The organism is Vibrio sp. OPT20, from assembly GCF_963889365.1.
Taxonomy (GTDB): Bacteria; Pseudomonadota; Gammaproteobacteria; order Enterobacterales; family Vibrionaceae; genus Vibrio; species Vibrio splendidus.
The window spans coordinates 937,687-954,822 of the sequence record NZ_CAWPOA010000031.1; the positions used below are offsets into that span (position 1 = coordinate 937,687).

Genomic DNA, 17,136 nt, shown 5'->3' on the forward strand with positions numbered 1-17,136 from the left:
GAGCCGTAGAACCAACGCATCTGGTTACTTCTATAAAACTCAAGCTGAGTGGGAAGATGAAACCGGAATGACGCGTAGAGAGTTAGATACTGCTCGAAAAAAACTGCGTGAATTATCCATTCTTGAAGAGAAAAAGCAGGGTGTTCCGTGCCGTATTTTCTACAAAATCAATGAGCCAAACTTGATTGCACAATTGCGCCATTCTAGTTTGGCGGAATGCGCCAAGCAGTGCAGTACAAATGTGCCAACCTGTGCTGCACAAAAGCGCCAAACTAAAACAGAGATTACACAGAGACTACCAGAGACTACTAACAATAAAGATCATGTGTCGGTGGTTGAATCTTGCTTTGCTCGGCTTTGGGCTGTATTCCCTACCAAGAAATCCAAGAAGAATTCGTTAGCAAAATTCAAAAGCAGCGTGACAGCGCAAAGTGAACCCCCAGAGGTATTCACCAACATGCTTTGCCAGGACGTCGAAAACCGAGTAGCAAACCGCCAGTTTGGTTTCGATAAGCTTCACCTAACGACTTACTTGAATCAAGAACGATGGAACGACGACCATGAAATCAATCACTCAAGCATTGCTCAATCAAGCAACACAGCCACAGGGTCACAAGCAAACCGAGTTGAACAACACAACGCAGAATTGCTCGCCCGCTACGGACACACTGCCGCACCAAGTGGGCAACCAGACTTTACACCTGAGTGTGGAGGATTGGATTCAAGCGAAGTTTGTGGAAGGGTACGGGGCGAAGTGGATTTACAAGGTACTACCATCGACTTGGACTCAAGCGATTTCCACGATGTCGGCAACTGATGTTCGAAGAGCCGTAAGCCAAGCTCTGCTAGAAGGGGATGCGTGGCCGCCAAGCTTGCCTGAGTTCGTTAATATGGGCCGTGAAGAGTTGGTTGATATCGATGAAGCATTTACGCGAATGCTGCGCTGTGAGCCCAAAGGGGATATCGAGTATTGGGCATCGCAAGAAGTTGGTTTTGTTTGCCGTGGACAACTAAGTGAGCGGGAAGCCAGGGCCAAGCATCGCAAAGCACTGAAGAAGTATGCAGAAAAAGCGAAAGCAGGTTCACTGCCTGCAAGAAGTACGATGCGTTTAGCCGACAAATCGAATGTTAAACCCATCAATGAAATCACAAGACCAGATCCAAACAAGTTTAATAAGAACTCGGTGTTCGCAAGGGTCGCAGCAATGGGAGCAAGGGCGTAATGCAATTTGAAAAGCTACTGGCAAAGTTCAATGTAAAAGGGATCAACTACGAACCATCGCTCGGTGGTAAGGGGTTACTTTCTCAGGAAGAGCAACTGGCTATCGTTGGGCTGGCTTGGAAGGAATCACCAGTAGGCTTTCTGGTGTTGTTCGTTGAGTGCTTGCAAGACAAGCCTGCATTGAAAAAGCTATACCAAGCAACCTTGATTGAAGCCAACACGTTAATGGAAAAATGGCGCGGCCCATACCCAGACAAAGCACTAGAAGCCTTAGTGGTAACGGCAATTGCAGAAGCTACGCAACAATTCGGTCAAGTCTGCCCTGAATGTAACGGTAGCGGTAAATACATTGCCAAGAACCGAGCAAGAAGAACCTGCCCATGCTGCGATGGTGGCCGTATAGGCTGGACACAAGAAACCCGCTTTGCTTACTTCTGCCAAACCTTACCCGTTACCTTCTCACGCTTTAAGAAGTACGAATCTATTTTAGGTAATTTGGTTAAACGCTTGGTGGATAAGCGCAGTGCCGCGGCCTTGGCATTACAAGGAAGGTATGAGCAAGAAGAAAGTGTGGCGAAAGTATTGGAAGCTGAGATTTGAGTCGAGAATAAGTTCTTAGCCTATGGCGTATTCTGAAAGCATACGGCCCAATATACAGGTAGTATTTACTTCTACATCGACATCTTCGCTTGTTGATTAATGGATGCCCCCGTTTAGGGGGCTGAAGTTGAACTATCTAGCTTCACCGTGTAATACGAAGTATGTTAAAAAAGAAATGAATGCTCCTTCTTCTTTAGAAATAAAATCATGTGCTTTTTGTTTTCTTTGAGTCAAATCTTTTATTTTCTTTAAGCCTTTTTTGAAGCTTCTTAATCGAAGCTCTCTACCTTTTAATAGGTAAGTTGAGTTTAACTTCAATGTTGAATCGATAGTATGAGTAAAGCGAGTTGCATCTTTTCCAGAGCATATTAATTTATATGTATCTAAATCAAATTTGAAGTATTCGCTAATGTCTTTCTCTGATAAAGGGCTTAAAAAAAGACTGGCGTCGTAGACGCTACTTTTTTCGTGTCCACAATTGTAAAATTTTGGGTCACTTGGCGGGTTATGAGTTTTACCTTCGCAAGAAACTGCCAGGTTAGAATAATCGAATACTCCATTGTCATCTTTTGAACGAGGCACAACATGTTCAACATGTGAAGTATTTACTGTCACACTACACTCACAATAAATACAACGGTTGCTTTGCTCTTTCTTTATTATATGATCGCGAAGCTTTTGTTTCGATTTTCCTTTATCTAAATCATGGTACTCATCCCAATTAGTCATCCCTTCAGTATGCTCTAGATAGAAATTTGGTGCATCAAGCTTAGTTATATATTTCAAGAGAAGAACTCCTGATCAAACTCTAAATCATTAAAAAATTCCGCATCAAGCGAAATGTGCTCAAGCAATTCATTTTTTATTTTTAGCGCTTCCTCTGACTCATTGCCAAATTCAGAAATGGCTTCGAGGTATTGTTCTTGAATAACACGAATGAAATCAGGGTATACTGGTGCTCCCATAATAGTACCAATAATCACATTTATATCTCTATCTAATGGGGGAGAAGATAGTCGCTTAGCTCTTGTATACTGGCCTTCTTTGCATAATTGGATTATATTTTTAAAGTAAGTGGAAGCCAAGATTTGAGGTGAGTGAGTTGCAACAATGAATTGTCTATCTGGTGCCCAGCTTGTGAGTTCACCAATAATGCTTGCTTGCCAACTTGGGTGAAGAGCAATATCTATTTCATCAAACAAGACAATAGAGTCTTTTGAAGTTATATGCTTAGCGAATACATATAGGCTAAGTTTCTTTAATTCACCATGACTCAGGTCTTCTGGACTTAATTCTCCTTTCTGATCTGGAATAGAGAAAATAACCTTTTCAAGATTGTTAGTTACCGTTATTTGTTTGTCATCAAGAAAGGAATTTAACTCTTTTGTTATTTTATCGAAATTGTTCCCATATATTGATGTTTTCAATTTTTCTGAAAAATCAAGGTCTCTGGCACTTTTAAATGATTCCAATATAAGGTTTACTGGTGATATATCATAAGTGTAAAAGTTAACAAGATGTTTTTTGGCTTCTTTTATATGGTCGTAATAAGATGTCTCACCATCGCTGTTGAAGACTTCCTTTCTAACGCTTTCATTAAGGAATAAAAATGATTGTGTATTTGGTGCACATAGATAAATACTATCTGATAACTCTTTAATATCAAGTTTCGAAGCAGTAGTTCTAATGGTTATAGTATGATCATTTGAACTGCAAAGTATAGTCTCGTTCTCATCAGAAAGAGAAGATTCTATATCTTTAACTTCCCTTAGTAATCGATCTAGGTAATTCTGATTTTCATTGTACTCATCTTCTAAATGGGATTCACTATTTACGAATTCAGAAATTATCTCGTTTCTTGTAAGTCTAATTGAACTGTGACTATTTAATTCTACAAAGTTTTTAGCTTTTCGATATAATCTGTGGAGAGAAGGCGAAGGTGATTGAAATGAATCGATACCACTTTCACCAATTTGTTTTTTGATACTATTTATGTCATTTAAAATGCGAGCGATAGAATTAATTTTATCTCTGTACTTACTAGATTCCGTGATTGAATGGAAGCTTCCATAGCTGTTTGTTGGGTAAACTACAATGTCTAAATCTAAAGTCTCATTGCGACTATTTATAAATGAATACTGTGCAAGTTCAATTTTTTCTTGTGAGTCTATTGATGATACAAGGTTAAGTAAATATTCATGCCTCTGGGAATCGGATAGGCAATGAATAGTTGTAAAGATAAACTGTTGAAGGGTACTTTTCCCTCCTCCATTTGGACTGGCAATCGAGGAAAAAGAGCTTTTTGAGTCTTGAAAGTCTAGGTGGATGTTTTTTAGATTTCGATACTGTTCTATTTTTGCGCTAATCAATTTCATCTTATATGACCATAGTAGAAATAATTTATGTGAATATTGTATCAGAAGAATATCTGTATCGTCTTGAAATTATGTATAAAATACTTCTATGGTATGTGAGGCTTAGAATTTCTTTTTACTGTATCATTGCCTATCAAGAACAATTGATGCATAATAACTACATTAGAAAACCTCGCCCAATCGGCGGGGTTTTTTCGTTTCTACCGTTTATAACTGACAAAGCACCCCTTTCTATTGTGAAAGTCGGGTGCTTTTTTGTGGGAGTAATATGCAAGATAAACTCAGTTCATTCTCTTCATATCTCACTAGCGGCTTACTGGCTCTTACCGGGGCATTCAGCATCCAAGACTGGGCGGCGGTGATTGGTGTGGTGATGGTGTTTGTCACGTACTTCACCAACCGCAGTATTAAACTCAAATTGCTTGATGAAGTGCGCAAGCAACGAATTTCGGAAGAGCTCTGTGAAAAACTTAATCAATAAAACCGTCTGCTCTGTCGCGGTTGTGCTTTCTATCGTCTTTAGCCTCGCTCCAAACATGCAAACCAGTCTACAAGGTCTCGAACATATCGCTAACCTCGAAGGATGCAGAACCAAAGCCTATCAATGTAGTGCTGATGTTTGGACTAATGGCCTCGGCCACACAACAGGCGTGAAACCAGGTGATGTGGTCAGTGAAGAGCACATTGCTCGCAACTTCATTGCCGATATTAAAGCTGCTGAAAGGTCCGTAAACCAATACTTAACCGTTGACGTTACCCAGGCTCAGTTTGATGTATTGGTGAGCTTTGTGTTCAATCTTGGTGCTGGAAACTTTAAACGTTCCACCATGCTTAAGTTATTTAATCAAAATCAATCCTCAAAAGCGTGCCTCGAACTTTCACGTTGGGTCTATGTTAATGGCAAAAACTGCAGGGACCCTGATAGCCAATGTTCAGGGGTCGTGAAACGTCGCGAATTAGAACAACAAGCTTGTTTGAACGGCTGGTAATAAGGGACTTTATGAGCTTCTCTATCAAAAATACTTTGTTGATAGGTTTGGTTATTTTGCTGCTTGGTAGCTTCGCTTTTTCTGCTTACCTACTTGAGTTAACCAAGGTGCAAGCGAAGCACTACGGTGAGCTTCAGGGCCAGTTTCAAGACTCTATCAACAAAAATAAATCACTGTCTATCACCGTTAAAACCTTAAGCGATGAAGTGCGGCAGGCTCAACAAGCTGCAGATGCATTGCTACAAGCCAAAGCCGAGCGAAATGTTGCAACGGTTCTTACTGTTACCCAAATCAAAGAGGTACTAGTTCATGAAGAATGTTCTGATGTGCCTGTTCCCAATTCTTCTGAGTGGTTGTACTACCACTGAAGTGATCACTGAATATCAAGACAGGTTGGTTCTTCCTCCTGCGGTTTATCTGACTTCTTGCCAACAGCCTTTTACTGCTCCGCCGCAAACCTATGGCGAAGCGGTAGAACGTGACCCGATATGGCTAGAAGCCTGGCGCAATTGCGCTGACCAAATTGAGCACTTACGTGACTTTTACGGTTACGACAGTGCGCTCCCTAATACGGGCAAATAACACTTACTACTTGGGTGGTCGTCCACCGTTATCCGTTGTTGCCCGTAATTCATTCCTTACGAGGGTGTGCAAGCGTGGGTTCCTCGCTGTCTTGCTTGTTAGCCATGATCATATTCAGCTCGCTGCTGAAACTCCTTATATGTTAGCGCAAGTCCAGATTCAAAAAGGAACAAGCAGAGTTTGAGAGAACTTCATTAATAGGTAACGTCAGCTTAATGCGAATAAGGGCGTGACACTCGGAGAGACGAGACTCATTCAAGAGGGCTTTCAATGAACAATGAAAAACGACTTTGGAATTTAACCGAGTTGGAAGCGTTCGATTATCACCGCTCTACTATCCGAAAAAAGCTTAAGTCTGCAGGTATTGAGCCTATCGCATTTAAGGGACAAACCCCGCTTTATGATGTGGTTCAGGTGACGCCTTACTTATGTAAGGCACCTTTAAAAGAAAGTGATGCTCCCGATTTGATGGGCTTTAAAACTGCCGCTGAGCTGAGAGCTTACGTTCAATCCGAACGAGAGAAGTTAGCACTGCAGAAAGACTCAAATGAGTGCATTGCAAAAGAAGACTATGAGAATGAAATAGCCATTTGTATTTCAGGTGTGAAGGGCTTTAAAGACAAAGTGATAACACGCATTGAATCGGCGATCCCAACGGCAACAACGCAGCAGCTAGAAGATTTAGAAAGCTTACTTAATTTTGATTTAAAGGCGGTATCTGATGGGCTTGAACAAGTTTGATTCACGCCTTGGTGTTCAATTCGCCGATGCGGGCAAGATCCGGCGAGAGCTCGCTTATCTTTGTGCGCCAACCGATAAAACCCCCATTGAAGCCGCCGATGAAGATTTGTGGATCTCAGATGGTACTGACGTAACGAAGTTTTTATCCTCATTGGTGCCTTATATGAAAGAGCCAATGAACTGCTTGGCAAGGCGCATTTATGAAGCGGTGATTGTGGTTGGCCCTGCTCGTTCAGGTAAAACCAAAGCGTTAGTCGAGGGGTGGATTAATTACACAGTAACGCAAGCCCCTGGCGATATGCTGCTGATCTACAGCACCAAGACCAAAGCGGCAGATATGTCTAAAGCCGATTTAGACCGCTGCTTTTCAGCGACGCCAGGTATTGCACGTTTAAGAACGGGGCGAAAGTCCGACGATAACATCACGTCTAAAAAGTTTAAAAACGGCATGAATCTCAAGTTAGATTCTGCAACAGAAACCAGTTTATCGGCCTCGACCTATCGTTATGCCGGCGCGACCGATTACGACAGGGCCGACGATGGCGTAGGTCAAGAAGGCTCGAAGTTTGAACTGATGTTAATGCGCGTTCAAAACGCCAAATCTTCAGGCATGGTAATGGCTGAAAGCTCTCCTGGTCGTATTGTTAGGCACCCTAAACCGGAAGAAGAATTACTAGCCCATGAGGCACAACCATGCGGTGGCATCGCGTCGCTTTACAACCAAGGCGACAGACGCCGTTTCTATTGGTCGTGTGACGATTGTCATACGCACTTTAGGCCGGACTTCGAAACTTTAAAGTGGGACGACAAAGGTGATCCTTTACTCTCGTCTAAAACCGCGTATGTGGCTTGCCCAAGGTGTGGTCATCGTATTGAAGAAGTCGAAAAACATTCGAAGAACCTGAATGGACATTGGTTTCGTGAAGGTGCGGTCAGTCAATACGGTGAGTTAGTTGAAGAAGAATCAGAGATACGCACAACCAAATGGGCCACGTTTTGGTTTGAAGGGGTGATAGCCGCTTACAGCAGTTGGCAAAACTTGGTGTATCGCTATCTCAATGCCGAAGCCATTTATGAAGACAGTGGCGATGAAGATGCACTAATTTCATTTATTAATACCCGAATGGGGCGCTCTTATATTCTTCAATCTCAAGGGCAAGATATTGGGGCTCATGAATTGATGGAAAAAGCCAAAGGCAATCCCTATTTGCGTGGGGTTGTGCCTGTTGGTGGCCGCTTCTTGGTTATGAGTATCGATGTTCAAGGTGGTAAATCCAATGCTCGGTTTGTGGTTCAAGCTCAAGTGTTTGGCGAAGGTCTGCAGCGCTGGGTGATCGACCGCTTTGAAATTTTAACGACACCGCATCGCAATGGTGACCGTATTAACCCTGCGATTTATGCTGAAGATTGGGACCTACTTATCGAGCTGGTGATCAAGAAAACGTACCCCGTTGCCGATGGCAGTGGGCGGGTAATGAAACCGATATTAACGCTGTGCGATTCTGGCGGTTCGGCTTCTGAAAAAGACGGCAAGAAAACCTCCGTGACCGATTTTGCTTACCAGTTCTATAACCGGCTCAAAGCTAAAGGGTTGTCACATTTGTTCCGCCTCGTGAAAGGCGCCAGCAACAAAGATATGGATTCACTGATTAAAGAGTCATACCCAGATAAGCGCAGCAAATTGGCGCATGGTGAGATCCCTTTATTAATGCTGCATACCAATCGACTTAAGAACCGTGTCGTGGCCAGCTACTCTCGTGAAGAATTCGGCTCTCGATATTTTCATTTGCCTGCATGGGCGGAAAGAGAGTGGTTCGATGAACTGACGGCTGAATTCATTGATGAAAAAGGTCAATGGATCTGCCCTGATAAGACGCGTAACGAGAGTTTTGATTTATGCGCGTATGCCGAAGCCGGGATGCATTTTCTTGGTGGAGATGAAATCCATTGGGAAAGCGCACCACCTTGGGCGTCTGAATGGCAGATTAACCCGAATGTAATTGATGCTGACTTACAACCTGTTTTTGAGCGCAAGCCTAAGAAACGTTATAACCACTCAAGAGGTATTTTCGGATGAGTTTAGCGATACCAACCAATCAAGAGCGTTTGCAATGGTACCTCGAAGCCGAACAGAAAATCTTACAGCAACAGTCTGTTAAGACGGCAGAAGATGAAGAGCTAACCTTGGCGAGTTTAGCGACGGTGCGTAAGGAGGTAGAACGTTTGCAGCGCATTATCGCTCTGCAAGTTCAAGGGGGACGACGCTCTATGATACGGAGAAATTATCTTGAGTAGCCAAAACTTGCTCGACAAGCTTGTGGCCGTATTTAGTCCTCGAAAAGGGTTGGAACGTGCCTACGACAGACGGCTGTTGAATAAATACAACGCAGCACTTCCCCGAAATCCGCATACAAAAAAGACAAATAAACAATCGAAAGGCGATTCAAATTCGTTGAACAAAGGCGCGAAATCGGTGTATCAACGGGCGCGACATATGGATGAAAATAACCCATTTGTTACGGCCATTTTAGATGAGCTTTGCGCCAATGTGATTGGTCCGAATGGCATCATGGTGGAGCCTCAGCCTCTAAACCATAAAGGTGAGGTTCATATTGAATGTGCTCAGGCGATCATGACCTGGTGGGAGAACTTTTCTTTAAACCAGAACATCGATGCTGAACATTCTCGCGCGGAAACTGAATGGCTTGCGGGTCGAACATGGTTTCGCGATGGCGAGGTGTTTTGTCGAATGTTCATGGGTAAGCACAGTGATTTGATTTACCCAACAGAGACACCCTTTGCGGTGCAGCCTTTTGAGCCTGATTTTATTCCTTCGCATATAACGGAAGCTGAAGGGGGACTGTTTGAAGGTATCAAGCGAAACAAGCTTGGTCAGGCTATCAGCTATTTGATTCAGAGAGATTCAAGAGGGTTTGAGTTTGTTGATGTCGATGCGCAGTTTGTCTGCCATTTAAAGTTTACTCGGCGCTTTCATCAAAACCGTGGCATTTCCCTTTTGCATTCCATTTTGGATTTGGTCGATGACATCGAAGATTACGATCAATCTGAACGAATCAGCGCCCAGATAGCGAGTCGTTTTGCCTATTACATAAAACGAGACCCGACATTGAATTCAAATACATCAGATGCGTTCGATCGCGGCGGTGATTTGTTTTTAGGTATGGGGAATTCGTTTGAACTAGCACCCGGTGAAGATGCAGGGGTGGTGGAGAACAATCGAAAAGAAACCATGAGCAGTCCTTTTCGAAATGCTCAGCTGCGACTGGCCAGTGGGGGCGCAGGAGTGAACAACTCTAGTGTAACCCGTGACTACAGCAACGGCAGTTATTCCGCTCAGCGCCAAGAGTTAATCGATTCGTTCAGTCGCTATCGAGTGCTGCAGCGAAAGTTTGTTTTAGGTTGGACTCGTCCACAGTATCGACATGCTTTGCAAATGGCGATGCTTGCCGGTGAAGTCAAAATCCCTGCCGACGTTGACCGAAAGTCCATTTTGAATGCCATTTATCAAGCGCCAGTGATGCCATGGATTGATCCTGGTAAAGAGATGGTGGGTGTAGAGAAAGGAACGCGTTTGGGGCTGTATTCGTTAAGTCATGCACAACGTGAACGTAACATTAACCCTTTGTCTACTCGCCGTGAAATTCAGTCGGAGCGACAACAAATGAATGATATGTACATCGTGAGCACTTCGGATCCTGCTCATGCGACAAAGCCCAACAATAAGACAGAAGAGGCAAAGAATGCCAAAGCCAAATAAGAGCTGGTACACGCTCAAAAATGAAGCCGATGTGATTAAGGTCTGGGTGCATGGAGACATCAGCGCTTGGGATATTGATGCGACCGAAATCATTGCTGCGTTGCAAGTGGCCAATGGGAAAGAGGTCGAGTTACGAATGCTCAGCGGCGGTGGCAGCGTCTATCAAGGCCTAGCGATGTACAACGCACTGAAGGCGCATAAAGGAAAGGTAGTGGGCATTGTCGATGGCATGGCCGCGAGTATTGCGACTTATGTCCTGCTGGCCTGTGATTCTATCCGTATGCCCGAAAATGCCATGTTGATGATCCATAACCCAGCCATTGGAGCATGGGGTGGTGAGAAGGAAATCAATTCAGCGCTTCAACAGTTGCAAGCGGCGACCAAGACCATTTCTGCAGCGTACGCTGAAAAGTCGGGTCAACCTCTTGAAGAGGTTCTGACCGCTATGGAGAGTGAAACCTGGTTCACCGCACAAGCTGCTAAAGATTGGGGGCTTGTCGATGAGGTGGTTGAAGCGGTCGATCTCAGTAACTCATTACAGAGCTTCGATGAATCTGATTTTAAGAATTTCAAACAAGCGCCAAGCGAGCTGATGAATTCGCTAACGCTACAGTCGAATGAACCTACACCTTTGGCAGCGTCTGCTAAGCCAATTGAACCTCAAATAAACAAACCCAAGCAGGTAAGCGACATGCCGAAACCAAATGAAGAATTACAAAACGCTGTAAAAGCAGAGAATCAACGCCAAGCAGATATTCGTGCGTTGTGCGCTCAACATAAAGTCAGCGAGGCATTAACCAATGAAATGCTGACCGACTTATCGTGCTCAGTAGGACAGGCATCCACTAAGATTTTAGAAAGTATTGGCAGTCAATCAGCAGCAGGTCAGCAAGAGCCTGAAGCGAATTTGACGGCCACGCACATGAGACTTGGCAACGGTAACCATGTTAAAGACGAACTGCAAAATGCGTTGAATGCACGTTGTGGTGTTGCGGATTTAGAAAAAGACAACTCGTTCGGTCATGAGTCATTATTGAATATGGCGCGCGCTTGCCTTGATGTGAATGCACGCAGCGCCATCACTAAGAATGAATTGGTGAACCGAGCGTTTAACTCCGGTGATTTTGGCGACATCATCACCGAAGGTATTCGAACCGTGATGCGCGATGAAGCGCAAGCAAGAGCCCCGATGTGGCGTGAACTGGCTAACGTAGAGAACCTGACGGATTTTCGTGAAACTGAGCTAGTGATGGTTAATGACGCGCCAGACTTGATGAAAGTATCGGAAGATGGCGAGTATAAAGCGGCGGTCTTAAAAGGCAGCGGTGAGCGCATTCAGCTTGCGACCTTTGGCCGTGAAATCCAGTTCACTCGTCATGCCATCATTAATGATGAAATTGGCTTAGTGGCTAAGGTACCTCGTAAATTCATGCAGTCCGGTTATCGTCTGTCAGACAAGCTGATGTTTAACGCTATCCTCGCAGGCAAGATGGCCGATGGTGGCAATGTCTTTAAAGCGGGCAAAGACAAAGGCTGGGGTAACGTCATCAATGACATTCCAGCAGGTGATTACGCGGCGATGATTATGGCTCTGCATAAGGTCTTTGCTACGGCAACCACCATCCCACTGGATGGTGAAGCGGGTCAAGGTGATGCGTTAGATCTTCGCGGAGAGCTCCTGATTGCGAGTCCGGATCATGCCTCAATGTTTGAAGCGGTTTTGAATACGGCGAGTAAACCGGATGCCTTTAACCCAGCTTATAAAAAATTCGGTAAGGTGATTGAAACTGCGCGTGTAGGCGATGTGAATGGCGCTCTGGCACTAACAGGTAAAGACTTTGATACCGTCGTGATGGGCTTCTTAGATGGCCAGCAAGACCCGTGGCTAGAAACGGGCGACGGTTGGAGCAGCGATGGTGCCAAGTTCCGTATTACTTACGACTTGATGTCGAAGGTATTGGACCGTCGTGGTATTGCCCAAGCGACCTTTAAGTAAAGCTTGGAAGAACAGTTTGATTGTATTGACAGGGTGAGCATTGCTCGCCCTTTTTTAATGGTGAAAATATGCGTTTAAGCGATGGTAAAAAGATTGTGGCGACTGTGCCAACGGGTGGTTTTAAGAAAGATGTACCTTGTCTACTTGGAGCTTTATTAGTCGTTCCCAACTTTACGGCAGCAGCTGGTGATACGGCGGTGTGCTATACACAAGGTCATTTTGATGGCCCGATTAAAGCCGGTGATAGCGTGAGCTTTGAATCTGAAGCTGCTTACTTCAAAAATGGTGAGTTTACCAAGACAAAGCCCACGGCATCGGGAGACCTGTCTCAACCGGTTGGGGTTTTCATTGATAGTGGTGTGCTGCTGACTGGCGGCGTACTCACTGAGTTTGTGACTTAACGACTCGTGATGAGCGAGTTCGAATCGGCTCGACGTCTTATTCGTGAGTCTATCCAACGCTGTTTTGGTCGTCCTCTTTTTGTGATGACACCACAAGGGAAGCAGATTGAAGTGATCGGATATATCCGACATCACGAGAAAGGTGTGAATCAAGTGCATTTACTGGCTACGGATTCTGAGCTCCCCGAAAGTTGTACGTTGCTTTATCGCGATAAACGCTACCGGCTAGTTTTTGATGCTGCAGCTAAAAGCCCTAATGCCACAAGTCAGCTCATGAGGGAATATGTTCTGGTATTAGATACCCAAGGTGCGAAGCATGAGTGGTCTGAATTCTAGTCGTTCCCAATTGCTTTTAGATACTGAGTTTATTCGTCGTTACGAAGCGTTTGAAGAAGAAATTCCAAAAGCGGTACTTCGAGCGGCTTCGCTCACCTCTAGATGGTTACGAGGTGTATCTATGGTAGATCTTGGCTACGAACTTAGTATTGATAACAAAGCGCTGCGCTCGCGATTTCGAGTGTACAAAAACGGTCGTGTGTCGAAGTTGTGGATTGGTGTACGTGACATTGGCGTTCACCGACTGGGGAAGCCTGTTCAAAACCGCTTGGGTGTCCGAGTGGGTGAGCATTTCTTTGCTGGCGCCTTTATCTCTCCGATGGACAGCGATCAGCTTTTGGTATGGCGAAGGCGTGGCAAGGCAAGAACCGTCATCGAAAGAGTCGAAATCGACATTGCGGATGATGTGGATTCGATTGTTGAGAACTACTTGCCTGATATTAATCGTAAATTTGAGGCGTTTTTTCATCGTGAATTCAAATACGTTCTTTCGATCGCCGCGTGAGTGGGTCTTAGTGGTGGTCAATCACTTAGAGCAGCGGCTTGCGCTTAAAGTCGATACGGTCTATCGACGCCAAGCGGTTGAGTTGGCCAATACCACTATCAGTTATCACATTGGCGAAGCCGAGCCGGTTAATGAATATGCCAACGATGGGCGTCACCTTCATGACATTGAATTGAGGTTCTTGGTTGAAGTGCCTATCTCCATGGATGGCTTCGATTTGGAAGCATTGGACGCTTCAACGCGAGTTGAGCGTGAATTACTGCATGAGCGATTTGGCGCTCCGAGTGATTTGGATGGCGCGATGGTGGTGTCTAATCTACCGAGTAAGTTTGATCCACAAAATGGTGTGTTTGCACGAACCGTGACGATGAAACAGCGTATTCGATTAGGCCCAGTGGAAGAAAGCTGGCATTACATAGACGGGGGCTGCGAACATGCTAGCCAAGCTGATAAAACATGTGAGCGCATTGGAGAAGAAGGTTCTTGAGTTACATGAAGAATTAGAAGAGAACAATCGCGCGTCAGCCAATCTACTGCGCTTAGGCGTTGTTGTGAAAGCCGAGGCAAATACCGTCGATATTCAGACAGGGGATAACCTAGTAAAGAGGATCCCTTTTTTTGTGCTTGCTGCAGGAAGAGTTAGCCAATATCGGCGCCCTTCAGTTAACGAGCAGTGTTTACTGATTAACTTGGGAAGCGGAGACAGCTTAAACAATGCCGTGGCGTTAATGGGATTACCCTCTACTCAATTTCAAAGCCCAACCGTCAAAGGTAACGAGGTGATGACCGATTACGGTAACGGTATGTCAGAGCTTTATAACCTCGATGACGGCTCTATTGTCTGCCGGTATCCAGGGGGCATGAAGATCTATGGTGATACTTGGCAAGACGGGGATTACCAAGCAACGGGAGAGGTCTCCGATCATACTCGTTCGATGCAAGTTGACCGAGAGATTTATAACGAGCACGATCATCCAGGCATACTCCCTGGCCCTGCGAAAACCAAGCCAACGGAGCAACAGCAATGATTGGTATTGACCCCAAAACAGGAAAAACCGTAACCGGAGCTAGTGCCTTGAACTGTCGTTTTGCAAAAGTATTAACGACAGAAGTCAGTTCACGAGTAAAACGTCGAGGTGTTGGAAATCGAGCGGTCTCGCGTTTGGGAAAACAGCAGACACCCACCGAATCCATGATAGTTCAAAATCTAACATTAGAGGCTTTGTCCAACCCATTGAATGGGTTAACGGATTATCAAGGTATTCAGTGCCAAGCAATCCCACACTTGAATGGATTTAGAGTGAAAGTCTCGGGAACATGGCGCGGGGAACCTCTGCAATTGAGTGGTGCATTATGAGTAATAAACCTCAAGCTTTCAGTGAGCCTAACTTTGAATCTTTGCTGAATGAATACATCAATTTTGCGGTGGAATATTGCGCTCAGCGAGATGAAGATAAAGCGAAACACTTACGTGAGGCCTTTAATAATCAAGGTGAGCTTCTCGCTCAGGTGACACAAGCGTTTGTCTTAAAACGAACCGCTGAAATACGAGAGCAGAATCATCAAGCTTTGCAGATGTTTCGTAAGTACGTGACAGATACTGAAATGGTGGATCTGTTGGCGTTGCAATACAGTTTAAAGCGTCAGGTCATTGAAGCCGGTGATGATACCGTTTTCCCCGCAAAGCCTGCGGTCATGGAGTCTAATGAAAGTTTGCTTCAGCGTTTTGATTTAGCGCCTTTCCAGTTTCATACCACCGGCACTCGGCTTGGTTATCGCTTTCATGCCATGACTTTAGAAGAGCGTCCAACCATTACGGTGGACTCTGAAAAAGATGCTCTGGTGATGCGTTATGAGTTTCCTGAAACATCCTTACCTAACCCTATCAAAGATGCACAAGCCAGAATGCTTGAACCCAACTCAGGCAAAGTTTGTGTGGCGTTATTAAGTCGTACATCACCCAGTGGTGTTCCAAGTTCGACCTTGCTTGAAAGAGCAAGACAATACTTAAATCGTGATGACATAGCGCAAGAGTCGGATGAGGTTACGGTAAAAGCGGCAACGCCTAAATCTTATCAAATTGAAGTGACGCTTTTTACAGGAGCGGATCCCAATAATGAGGTAGAAAAAGAGTCGGCGGTCGCTGTGGCTTGGCAGTTTGCCGAGAAAGCACAAAGGCTTGGCGGCATCATTGACCGGGAAGAAGTGGCACATATCTTTTATGAACTGGGTGCGAAACGAGCCAAGGTTCAAGCACCTGCAGTTGATGTGGTGTGCTCTTGGGATGAAGCGCCACATTGTACGGAGGTGATTGTGAATGTCCGATCCGAATAAGGTGTTTCTATCGGTCCAGCCCAATAATGCTTCTCTTATTGAAGAGGCTTTGGAGTTTGCTTGGACAGAGCTTATTCAATCCAGTTTTTGTCCATATCCCAATCTCAAACAACCCTTACTGACGGATAAAGCCTTCGTAGCTTTGCTTGCTGGTGAGCGAGGTGTAACGGATTGGCAGCCAAAAGACACGCTAGAAAGTCAGCGTAAAACGGTGGATAAGGCGTTTGATATTCATCGAAAAGCAGGGACGCGATTTGGTTTATCTATTGCCCTGGATGCGATTGATTGTGATGTGGAAGTGACACCTTGGCATCAAATGGAGCCAAGACTAGCGCCTTACCATATTGAATGTATCGCATGGCAACGAAACCAGCCGCTTGATAAGGCGGCGACAACCCGAGTCTTAAGCCGTATTGAGAGCACTAAATCTGAGCGAGACACGGTTGATTTAATCATGGCGCTTGGCGCTGATTCTGGGTTTGAATTTTCAGCGGTGAAGCAAAATAGTGTCATTGCGAAAGACGATCATTGCAGCGGTACCATTAAAGCATCTCCGGAAGTTCAATATTCCTCCTTTTTATCTGGTGTCGGCTATCACGTGACGAGTTTTGATGACTCTGTGACGGGTGAGGTCCCCGATATTTCACCAGGCTTTGCTCCTTTGTATTGGTGCGCAGCCACACGCCTAATTTTCACAACTGATTTTGAATTTGGAGCAGTCGCATGAGTTATGTCGTGCAATATACCGATGCAGGGCTCGCTGAGCTTATTAGCGCTCGTAACCAAGGGTTAAAAGGAGCGATTAAATACATTGCCGTGGGTGACCGGAGTTATACACCGACGACAGGTCAAAAGTCGTTGAAACACGAGCTTCAACGCGAAGTCATTTTAGATTGGGAGGAGCTCAGTCCAACACAATTGAGAATGGGCGCTGTATTCAAAGGCAGCCAAGAATATGAAGTTCGTGAAGTGGGGTTCTTTTTAGAATCCGGTACTTTGCTCGCGGTGTATTCCGCCCCGAATACATTGCTTACCTACAAATCGGCGAACTCGAGTTGGTTACAAAAGTTCACATTGGATGTGTCGCCACTGCCGAGCAGTAGCGTGACAATCGAGGTAGGTACCGAGAATGTGAATTTACTGATGTCTGAAGAAGTGTTGACCGCTGCTATCGCAACGATCTCTTTAGGAACAACACAAATTAAAATAGCTCACCAGCATTTGTTGCTTAGTGAGCGCCTAAGAACGGAGCTGGGTTAATGGGTATTGAACAAAAG

The 17,136-nt window shown here is 44.9% G+C and carries 23 protein-coding genes; 21 read left to right on the top strand and 2 right to left on the bottom strand.

The annotated features are described in order from the left end of the window. From AACR09_RS05360 to AACR09_RS05370, 3 genes are all read left to right on the top strand, one after another. Window positions 1–817: hypothetical protein (locus tag AACR09_RS05360; RefSeq protein WP_228010938.1), on the top strand; the 817-nt coding region annotated here is incomplete at its 5' end. Next, a complete protein-coding gene (locus AACR09_RS05365) occupies window positions 804–1,223 on the top strand; it encodes a hypothetical protein (protein ID WP_004733453.1) in 420 nt (139 codons plus the stop codon). The genes AACR09_RS05360 and AACR09_RS05365, both read left to right, overlap by 14 nt. Then, on the top strand, window positions 1,223–1,822 hold the full coding sequence (locus tag AACR09_RS05370) for a hypothetical protein (RefSeq protein WP_193836119.1): 600 nt from the start codon (window positions 1,223–1,225) through the stop codon (window positions 1,820–1,822). Before AACR09_RS05365 ends, AACR09_RS05370 begins: the two co-directional genes overlap by 1 nt. A 132-nt stretch (window positions 1,823–1,954) precedes the next feature. On the opposite strand, the gene AACR09_RS05375 is transcribed toward AACR09_RS05370, so the two are convergent. Continuing rightward, window positions 1,955–2,608, bottom strand: coding sequence for a retron system putative HNH endonuclease (locus tag AACR09_RS05375; RefSeq protein WP_193836120.1), 654 nt, complete (start codon window positions 2,606–2,608; stop codon window positions 1,955–1,957). After that, window positions 2,605–4,197 carry an AAA family ATPase gene (locus AACR09_RS05380; RefSeq protein ID WP_193836121.1) on the bottom strand — a complete coding sequence of 531 codons (1,593 nt, stop codon included), beginning with the start codon at window positions 4,195–4,197 and terminating at the stop codon, window positions 2,605–2,607. The genes AACR09_RS05375 and AACR09_RS05380 overlap by 4 nt, the downstream gene beginning before the upstream one ends. 268 nt (window positions 4,198–4,465) lie before the next feature. Here AACR09_RS05380 and AACR09_RS05385 point away from each other — a divergent pair, with 268 nt between their 5' ends. From AACR09_RS05385 to AACR09_RS05470, 18 genes are all read left to right on the top strand, one after another. Beyond that, the gene (locus tag AACR09_RS05385) at window positions 4,466–4,678 is read left to right on the top strand and encodes an HP1 family phage holin (protein WP_004733457.1); all 213 of its coding nucleotides are present in this window, start codon (window positions 4,466–4,468) and stop codon (window positions 4,676–4,678) included. Then, window positions 4,659–5,186: a lysozyme gene (locus AACR09_RS05390; RefSeq protein WP_193836122.1), complete on the top strand. Its 528-nt coding sequence runs from the start codon at window positions 4,659–4,661 to the stop codon at window positions 5,184–5,186. Before AACR09_RS05385 ends, AACR09_RS05390 begins: the two co-directional genes overlap by 20 nt. An 11-nt stretch (window positions 5,187–5,197) precedes the next feature. Beyond that, a complete protein-coding gene (locus tag AACR09_RS05395; protein ID WP_193836123.1) occupies window positions 5,198–5,554 on the top strand; it encodes a hypothetical protein in 357 nt (118 codons plus the stop codon). Then, window positions 5,496–5,768: an Rz1-like lysis system protein LysC gene (gene lysC / locus AACR09_RS05400; protein WP_228010942.1), complete on the top strand. Its 273-nt coding sequence runs from the start codon at window positions 5,496–5,498 to the stop codon at window positions 5,766–5,768. The genes AACR09_RS05395 and lysC overlap by 59 nt, the downstream gene beginning before the upstream one ends. 270 nt (window positions 5,769–6,038) lie before the next feature. Beyond that, entirely contained in the window at window positions 6,039–6,509 is a 471-nt protein-coding gene (locus tag AACR09_RS05405) for a hypothetical protein (RefSeq protein WP_004733461.1), read from the top strand. Further along, entirely contained in the window at window positions 6,490–8,586 is a 2,097-nt protein-coding gene (locus tag AACR09_RS05410) for a terminase gpA endonuclease subunit (protein WP_193836124.1), read from the top strand. Before AACR09_RS05405 ends, AACR09_RS05410 begins: the two co-directional genes overlap by 20 nt. After that, window positions 8,583–8,804, top strand: coding sequence for a hypothetical protein (locus tag AACR09_RS05415; protein WP_193836125.1), 222 nt, complete (start codon window positions 8,583–8,585; stop codon window positions 8,802–8,804). The genes AACR09_RS05410 and AACR09_RS05415 overlap by 4 nt, the downstream gene beginning before the upstream one ends. A gap of 22 nt (window positions 8,805–8,826) precedes the next feature. Further along, a complete protein-coding gene (locus AACR09_RS05420; RefSeq protein ID WP_416222641.1) occupies window positions 8,827–10,287 on the top strand; it encodes a phage portal protein in 1,461 nt (486 codons plus the stop codon). After that, on the top strand, window positions 10,271–12,283 hold the full coding sequence (locus AACR09_RS05425) for a ClpP-like prohead protease/major capsid protein fusion protein (protein WP_193836126.1): 2,013 nt from the start codon (window positions 10,271–10,273) through the stop codon (window positions 12,281–12,283). Before AACR09_RS05420 ends, AACR09_RS05425 begins: the two co-directional genes overlap by 17 nt. Window positions 12,284–12,351: 68 nt before the next feature. After that, complete coding sequence (locus AACR09_RS05430; RefSeq protein ID WP_004733466.1) at window positions 12,352–12,684, top strand: capsid cement protein; 333 nt, start codon at window positions 12,352–12,354, stop codon at window positions 12,682–12,684. A 9-nt stretch (window positions 12,685–12,693) separates the two neighbouring features. Then, a complete protein-coding gene (locus tag AACR09_RS05435) occupies window positions 12,694–13,020 on the top strand; it encodes a hypothetical protein (protein ID WP_193836127.1) in 327 nt (108 codons plus the stop codon). Beyond that, the gene (locus AACR09_RS05440) at window positions 13,001–13,525 is read left to right on the top strand and encodes a phage tail protein (RefSeq protein WP_193836128.1); all 525 of its coding nucleotides are present in this window, start codon (window positions 13,001–13,003) and stop codon (window positions 13,523–13,525) included. Before AACR09_RS05435 ends, AACR09_RS05440 begins: the two co-directional genes overlap by 20 nt. Window positions 13,526–13,535: 10 nt before the next feature. Beyond that, complete coding sequence (locus AACR09_RS05445; RefSeq protein ID WP_193836214.1) at window positions 13,536–14,012, top strand: hypothetical protein; 477 nt, start codon at window positions 13,536–13,538, stop codon at window positions 14,010–14,012. Then, the gene (locus tag AACR09_RS05450; protein WP_228010944.1) at window positions 13,960–14,553 is read left to right on the top strand and encodes a baseplate assembly protein; all 594 of its coding nucleotides are present in this window, start codon (window positions 13,960–13,962) and stop codon (window positions 14,551–14,553) included. The genes AACR09_RS05445 and AACR09_RS05450 overlap by 53 nt, the downstream gene beginning before the upstream one ends. Continuing rightward, a complete protein-coding gene (locus tag AACR09_RS05455) occupies window positions 14,550–14,882 on the top strand; it encodes a hypothetical protein (protein ID WP_004733471.1) in 333 nt (110 codons plus the stop codon). The genes AACR09_RS05450 and AACR09_RS05455 overlap by 4 nt, the downstream gene beginning before the upstream one ends. Then, on the top strand, window positions 14,879–15,859 hold the full coding sequence (locus AACR09_RS05460; protein ID WP_193836129.1) for a baseplate J/gp47 family protein: 981 nt from the start codon (window positions 14,879–14,881) through the stop codon (window positions 15,857–15,859). The genes AACR09_RS05455 and AACR09_RS05460 overlap by 4 nt, the downstream gene beginning before the upstream one ends. Beyond that, on the top strand, window positions 15,843–16,586 hold the full coding sequence (locus AACR09_RS05465; protein WP_102298063.1) for a phage tail protein I: 744 nt from the start codon (window positions 15,843–15,845) through the stop codon (window positions 16,584–16,586). Before AACR09_RS05460 ends, AACR09_RS05465 begins: the two co-directional genes overlap by 17 nt. Then, window positions 16,583–17,119: a phage tail-collar fiber domain-containing protein gene (locus AACR09_RS05470; protein ID WP_017078629.1), complete on the top strand. Its 537-nt coding sequence runs from the start codon at window positions 16,583–16,585 to the stop codon at window positions 17,117–17,119. Before AACR09_RS05465 ends, AACR09_RS05470 begins: the two co-directional genes overlap by 4 nt. Window positions 17,120–17,136 lie beyond the last annotated feature (17 nt).

Coding starts and splice junctions, on each gene's coding strand:
- AACR09_RS05415 (WP_193836125.1), top strand. CDS start 8,583: ATGAGTTTAGCGATACCAACCAATCAAGAGCGTTTGCAATGGTACCTC.
- AACR09_RS05410 (WP_193836124.1), top strand. CDS start 6,490: ATGGGCTTGAACAAGTTTGATTCACGCCTTGGTGTTCAATTCGCCGAT.
- AACR09_RS05365 (WP_004733453.1), top strand. CDS start 804: ATGTCGGCAACTGATGTTCGAAGAGCCGTAAGCCAAGCTCTGCTAGAA.
- AACR09_RS05425 (WP_193836126.1), top strand. CDS start 10,271: ATGCCAAAGCCAAATAAGAGCTGGTACACGCTCAAAAATGAAGCCGAT.
- AACR09_RS05435 (WP_193836127.1), top strand. CDS start 12,694: ATGAGCGAGTTCGAATCGGCTCGACGTCTTATTCGTGAGTCTATCCAA.
- AACR09_RS05380 (WP_193836121.1), bottom strand. CDS start 4,197: ATGAAATTGATTAGCGCAAAAATAGAACAGTATCGAAATCTAAAAAAC.
- AACR09_RS05395 (WP_193836123.1), top strand. CDS start 5,198: ATGAGCTTCTCTATCAAAAATACTTTGTTGATAGGTTTGGTTATTTTG.
- AACR09_RS05430 (WP_004733466.1), top strand. CDS start 12,352: ATGCGTTTAAGCGATGGTAAAAAGATTGTGGCGACTGTGCCAACGGGT.
- lysC (WP_228010942.1), top strand. CDS start 5,496: ATGAAGAATGTTCTGATGTGCCTGTTCCCAATTCTTCTGAGTGGTTGT.
- AACR09_RS05370 (WP_193836119.1), top strand. CDS start 1,223: ATGCAATTTGAAAAGCTACTGGCAAAGTTCAATGTAAAAGGGATCAAC.
- AACR09_RS05470 (WP_017078629.1), top strand. CDS start 16,583: ATGAGTTATGTCGTGCAATATACCGATGCAGGGCTCGCTGAGCTTATT.
- AACR09_RS05465 (WP_102298063.1), top strand. CDS start 15,843: ATGTCCGATCCGAATAAGGTGTTTCTATCGGTCCAGCCCAATAATGCT.
- AACR09_RS05460 (WP_193836129.1), top strand. CDS start 14,879: ATGAGTAATAAACCTCAAGCTTTCAGTGAGCCTAACTTTGAATCTTTG.
- AACR09_RS05450 (WP_228010944.1), top strand. CDS start 13,960: ATGCTAGCCAAGCTGATAAAACATGTGAGCGCATTGGAGAAGAAGGTT.
- AACR09_RS05385 (WP_004733457.1), top strand. CDS start 4,466: ATGCAAGATAAACTCAGTTCATTCTCTTCATATCTCACTAGCGGCTTA.
- AACR09_RS05455 (WP_004733471.1), top strand. CDS start 14,550: ATGATTGGTATTGACCCCAAAACAGGAAAAACCGTAACCGGAGCTAGT.
- AACR09_RS05440 (WP_193836128.1), top strand. CDS start 13,001: ATGAGTGGTCTGAATTCTAGTCGTTCCCAATTGCTTTTAGATACTGAG.
- AACR09_RS05405 (WP_004733461.1), top strand. CDS start 6,039: ATGAACAATGAAAAACGACTTTGGAATTTAACCGAGTTGGAAGCGTTC.